Below are 6000 nucleotides of genomic sequence, written 5' to 3'. Positions count from 1 at the left end.
GCGGAGCGCACCCTACGAAAGGCTATGTCCCCGTTACGTGTTGCAGGGCCTTGCTGGAAGTGTCTGGCTCGGAGTTCTTGCAACAGCCGATGTTCGAGCGATCGGGCGCTCGCGGGTAGGTTGGCGCTGAGCGCAGCGAAGCCCAACTGGGATCGGCACGAACGTGTTGGGCTTCGTCGCTTCGCTCCTCAGGCTACGTGCCCCGACCCAACCTACACAGGCTGCGCGCCCCAACTCAACCTACGGCATACGTGTTGCAGGGTCTTGTTGGACGTGTTTGCCCCGGATTTTGCGTGCGGCAGCCCGATGTTCGGGCGATTGGGCGCACGCCGGTAGGTTGGCGCTGAGCGCAGCGAAGCCCAACAGGCACGGGTATGACGTGTTGGGCTTCGTCGCTTCGCTCCTCAACCCAACCTACGCTCCTACGGCGCCCATGCAACACGCAAGTGGGACATAGCCCTACGAAAAGCTCATGTAATGCAGTGAAGCGGCTCCACCACGGCCGGACTGTTTCGTCGCGAACCGCGTGGCTGCAGCTTGCGGATGAATCTCAACAGACCCTAGGGTCTGTTTCAGAACCCGCTTTCCCTGATCCCCAGCGCGGCGATCCGCTGCCAGGCGGCGCTCAGCAGCGATTCGCCCCGCCCTTGCAACTGCACGATGCCACGTAGTGGCTGGGCAGGCGTTGGTTGCGCCTCCAGCGCCTGAAGGTGCACGCCATACTGGGCCTGAAGGGGTTCGGCGCGCTGCTGCTCGTTGCGACGCACGGCGATGGGGCCTTGCCGGTCCGAAGCCAGCGCTTCCAGTTGCAGGTAGGCCGCCCCGGTGGCATCCACCTGCTCCAGGCGCACGCGGACGGCGGTGCGCATCGGGTCGTCGGCGATGAAGCGTCCCTCGGCGGCGCCGTCGATGCGCCAGAGGTCCTTCTCGGCCAGGTAACCGCGCAGGCGCACGCCCGGCTCGACCACCCGCAGCAGCGGTAACCGGGGAGACAGCCAGCGCCCAGCGCGCAGGTCCGCCTGCAGGTCGCGCACCGTACCGGCGTGCGGTGCGCGCAGCAGCAGGCGCTCGCGCTGGGCGGCCAGGCCACGGTACTCGGCCAGGGCCTGGGCGAGGTTTTGTTCGAGGATGCCGACGTCGGCCACGGTTTCGCTGCGTCCGGCCTGGCGGCGCAGTTGCAACTGGAGGATCTCGGTCTCGCGGCGGACGATGGCCAGCCGTGAATCCAGGTCAGGCGATTCGAGCTCCAGCAGCACCTCGCCGGCCTGCACGCTCTGCCCATCGCTAACCTGCAGGGCCCGCACGCGGGCAGCCAGCGGCGCATGTACGGCACTGACCCGCTGCGCTTCGAGCAGGGCCGGCACGTCGACGCTAGCGCTCCAGGGCAGCGCCAGTGCGGCGAGCAGGGCGAGCGCCAAGCTGGCGCTCAGCAGCAGCCGGGGCGGATGCGCCTGCCCGCGCCGTTGCCACCACTCGCGCATCTCGCGCCAGATCGGCAGGCCGATGAACCAGGCCAGCTCCAGCAGCATCAGAGCGATGCCAAGCAACTTGAAAAACAGGTGATAGACCGCCAGGGCGATACCCAGGAACAGCAGCGCCCGCCACAACCAGGAGGCGTAGCCCCAGCACAGCAGGCGCCGCCGCAAACCCGGCGGCAGGGGCTCCGGTATGGGCTCGCCGTAATCGAACAGGGCCTCGCGCAGACGCCAGCGGCACAGGGCGAAGGCGCGACCCTGCAGGTTTTCCATGCCCCACAGGTCGCTGAGCAGGAAATAGCCGTCGAAGCGCATGAAGGGGTTGAGATTGACCACCAGGGTGGTGATCCAGGTGGCGCTGGCCAGCATGAAGGCAGCGGTACGCGCCGGCCCGTCCGGCAGCAATGACCAGACGAGCAAGGCGATGCAGGCCAGCAGCAACTCGGCGAGCATGCCGCCGGCGCCGATCAGCAGTCGCGAACGACGGTCGTTGACCCGCCAGGCGTCGCTGACGTCGGTATAGAACAGAGGGAACAGCACCATGAACGCCAGCCCCATGCTCTGCACCCGGCAGCCAGCGCGCTTGGCCATGTAGGCGTGGCCGAATTCGTGGCACAGCTTGGCGAATACCAGCGCCACGCCGAAGGCGAGCATGCCACCGAGGCTGAACAGGTGGGGAAAGGAGCCGATGAAACGCTCCCAGTCCCGCGCGGCCAGCAGCACGCCCAGTATCAGGATGGTCGGCAGGCCGTAACGCAACAGGCCGGGGCCGAAGCGGGCCAGCCAGGGCCAGGTGCGCCCGAGGAAGGCATCCGGGCGCCACAGCGGGATGCGGAAGAACAGGTACTGGTGCAGCAGTTTCTTCCAGGGCGACTGACGTTGCTGGGCAGCCTTGAGCGCGTAGCTGGCGCGCTGCTCGGCGTCGCTGGCGGCGAGCAGGTCGTGTTCGCGCAGGAAGCGCAGCATCTGGCCCAGGTCGTCGTCGCCCAGTGCCGCACCGGGCTCGCGGTTGGCGGCGGCGAGCACCCGCGGCGCATCGCCCAGCGACCAGTGGCGCAGCAGGCGCATGGCCGCCTCGCCCAACTGGAAGTAGCGGCCGCGCAACGGGTCGGCGAGGGTCCAGCGGGGGGCGCCGCTGGCCGCTGGCGTGGCGCTGGACAGTTGCAGGTCGGGACGCAGGGCTGGCAGGTGCATGTCACAGGCCCAGTGTCTGGCGCAACGCTGCCAGCGGTCGGCGCAGCAGGTAGAGCCCCAACGGCACGGACTCGCCATGGACCTTGGCGGTGCCGCGCAGGCCGATGCGCGGGGGTGCCGCGTCGAAGGTGGCGTCGAGGCGGTAGGCCAGCTGGCCGCTGGCGGTCTGTTGCGCCTCGTAGGCGCTGCGACGCAGGTGGGCGTGATGACGGCGCAGCGGATCGCTGTCGAGGAACAGGGCGACCGGCGCATCCGCAGTGAAGTCCAGGGCGTCGGCCACGGCCAGTTCGATGCGCAGTTCGGCCTGGCTCGGCTCGGCGATTTCCATCAGCCGTTCGCCGGTCTGTACCGGCCTGCCGATCCAGCGCTGGGCATCGGCGAACACGGCGATGCCGTCACGCTCGGCCTTGACCTCGCTGCGCGCCAGCAACTCGCGGGCATAGTCGCGTTCGGCGCGCTTCTGTTCGACACGGGCGGCGAACAGGTCGATGCGCGCGCTGGATTCGGCATCGCTGAAGGCGCGCTGGGCATTGGCCTTGAGCTCGGCCTCGGCCACCTGCAGGCTGCGCTCGGCAACGTCGGCCTGGGCTCTGATGCTGGTGGCATCGAAGCGCAGCAGGGTTTCACCCTGGCGTACCGGCTGGTTGGGTTCGACCAGGAACTCGGCGATCACCCCGTCCAGCGGCGCGGCTACCACCTGGCCGCCCAGCGGCACTACTTCGGCCGGCGCCAGCACCGACTGGCGCACCGGCAGCAGCAAAAGCAGCATGGCGGCGGCCACCACGGCGGCAATCCGTCGCCGCGGCCAGCGCAGGCGCCACGGCTTGCGCGGCTGCAGGGCCAGCCAGGCATGGGCGTAGCAGTCGCCGAGTTGGCCGAGCAGGGCCTGCTCGGCCTCGTTCCACGGCTGCTCGCGGGCGATCCACAGGCCGCCGAAGGGCTGACCCTGGCGGTCGAGCAGCGGCAGCCAGTACACCGCGGCGGCCGACAGGCTACGCCAGTCGGCGCGAATCTGCTCGTCGAGCGAGTCGGGAGAAACGGCCTGGGCCTGCGTCGAGTGGCCCAGCGCCAGCAACTGCCCGGCGGCGTGCTCGACGAAGGCGACGAAGGGCGCATGCGGCTCCACCACACTGATACCGGTCAGCGCCCGCACCTTGCCGGCGATCAGCAATGCGGCGTGTCGGTAGCCGAACAACGGCTGGGCATCGTTGACCAGGCAGTAGGCCAACTGGTCGAGGGTGGCGGCGCCACGGGCCTGGCGCTCCAGGGCGAGGAGCTGGGCGACGACCCGCTCGGCCAGGCCCGGCACCTGGGCGGTCATGGCGACTCCGTGAAGCGCGCGCTGCCGCTCATGCCAGCCAGCAGGCCGGTAGCGTCGGCGGGCAGGCTGCCGATCAGCAACAGGGTCTGGCTGCCTTCGTCGATGCGCGCGCCGAGGCGCTTGATCGTCGCCCGCAGTGGCTGCCCGGTTTCGTCCGGGACGAACTCGAAGGGCTCGCCCGGCTTGAGCCGGCCGAGCCAGGCCGAAGGCACCAGCAGGTGCACCTCCAGGGTGCGGTTGTCGACGATTTCCAGCAGCGGTGCGCCACTGGCCACGCTTTCGTGCGGCTGCGCCTTGCGCTGCACCACACGGCCGTCGAACGGGGCGCTGACACTGCAGCGTTTCACCTGCACCTGATAGACCTGAGCCTCGGCCATCGCCTGGGCCCGGCGTGCCTCGGCCAGCGCCACTTCGAAGCGCCCTACCGAGTTCAGCGCGGCCAGTTGCTGCTTGTGCCCCAGTTCTTCGCGCGCGGCACGTACTGCGGCCTGGGCGGCATTGAGCTGGGCCTGGTAGGCGCTGCAATCGAAACGCACCAGCACATCGCCCTTGCTGAAGTCCTGGCCGTCGGCGAACGGCATCTCGACGATACGCCCGGGCAATTCGCTGGACAGCATGGCCCGGTCGCGCGCGCGCAGCACGCCGCGGGCGGAACTCTCGCCAACGATGGCGGAGACGTCGAGTAGTGGGTCATGGGTCGGCAACTCTTCCGCCCAGGCCCCGGCGATTCCCCCCGCCAAGCCCAACAGTGCCCACAGCATACTTTTCATATAGGTCTTCCCTGAGTTCCTTTCATTTCCTTCTCGGCAGCCTAAGGGAGCTATCCGCCAGCAGGAACGTGCTTGCAAAGAAGCCATATGATAACAACGGCTTGCCTCGCTGAATGACGTTTCGCGTGAATCCGTGAATCAAGAAATCCACACATGCGACGAAACACAGCCTAACACTTCTTCAGTCGCGCCTGATCTATAGGCGGCCGCCCAGCTCCATAGCCGAAATCTGAAGACGAGGCTTCCTGCTGAGCGAGCATCACCGGGCGGCCAACAGAGCACCGTCGTTTCACCAACCAACGCGGCTCAACCCAACCTATGCGCCCTGCCCCCAATTCATTTCCAGCCCACCGTCGATGACGAAATCCTGGCCGGTGATGTAGTCGGCGTCCGGGCCGACCAGGTAGAGCGCCAACTCGGCGACCTCCTCGGGCTGGCCGGGGCGGTGCCAGGGGATGTGTGGCATTTCCTGTTCGCGCTGCGCGGGGTCGTCCACCCGCTGCATGGTCATCGGGGTACGGATCAGGCCAGGGGCGATGGCGTTGACGTTGATCTTCAGCGGCGCCAGTTCCATCGCCAGGCTGCGGGTCATCAGCAGCAACCCGCCCTTGGCAGCGCCGTAGGCCACGTTGTTCGGGCTGGGGATGGCATCGTGCACCGAGGTGACGTTCAGCAGCGTGCCGCCACCCCCGGCATTTTGGCGTCGGCGCACGAACTCGCGGGCACAGAGGAAGGGGCCGTAGAGATCCGTCTTCAGCACCCGGTCGAAGTCCTCATAGGTCAGCTCGGTGAAGGCCTTGCTCTTGCCGACGCCGGCGTCGTTGACGAGGATGTCGGGCACACCCAGTTGTTCGTCGACGGCGCGAAACAGGGCCTGCACGCTGGCTTCATCGGTGACCTCGAGCCGGCACACCAGGCTGCGCCCGCCGGCCTGGCGCACGCGTTCGGCGGTGATTTGCGCACCATCCTCGTCGGTATGCCAGGTGACCGCCACGTCCGCGCCTTCGCGAGCGAAAGCGGTTGCCATGGCTTGCCCGATGCCCGAATCGGAACCGGTGATGATGGCGATCTTGCCGTTGAGCTTGCCCATACGAACCTCCGCACATGCGCCGGCCGGTGTGGCCGAATCGAGAAAGGTAAAGCGTGGGACCGGTCATCCTGGCCGGGAGCGCCCGCCTTTCGTCGCCTCAGCGCAGCGCCGCATTGCGCCATGGGTGGATGACGCAGCGGCGTAGGTTGG

General features: G+C 68.0%; 4 protein-coding genes. All 4 read right to left on the bottom strand.

All coding sequences use genetic code 11. The features are described 5' to 3' along the window. Positions 1 to 572 precede the first annotated feature (572 nt). Positions 573 to 2669, bottom strand: a complete 2097-nt coding sequence (locus IN820_RS02300; RefSeq protein WP_193679429.1) for a site-2 protease family protein — start codon at positions 2667 to 2669, stop codon at positions 573 to 575. Between the two features lies 1 nt (position 2670). Further along, the gene (locus IN820_RS02295) at positions 2671 to 3990 is read right to left on the bottom strand and encodes an efflux RND transporter periplasmic adaptor subunit (protein WP_193679428.1); all 1320 of its coding nucleotides are present in this window, start codon (positions 3988 to 3990) and stop codon (positions 2671 to 2673) included. Continuing rightward, a complete protein-coding gene (locus IN820_RS02290; protein WP_193679427.1) occupies positions 3987 to 4760 on the bottom strand; it encodes an efflux RND transporter periplasmic adaptor subunit in 774 nt (257 codons plus the stop codon). Before IN820_RS02290 ends, IN820_RS02295 begins: the two co-directional genes overlap by 4 nt. Positions 4761 to 5076: 316 nt before the next feature. Next, a complete protein-coding gene (locus IN820_RS02285; protein WP_193679426.1) occupies positions 5077 to 5850 on the bottom strand; it encodes an SDR family oxidoreductase in 774 nt (257 codons plus the stop codon). Positions 5851 to 6000: the final 150 nt, after the last annotated feature.

It is taken from the genome of Pseudomonas lopnurensis (assembly GCF_015070855.1).
In the GTDB taxonomy this organism is placed as follows: Bacteria; Pseudomonadota; Gammaproteobacteria; order Pseudomonadales; family Pseudomonadaceae; genus Stutzerimonas; species Stutzerimonas lopnurensis.
This window is presented reverse-complemented; position numbering and strand designations above follow the sequence as displayed.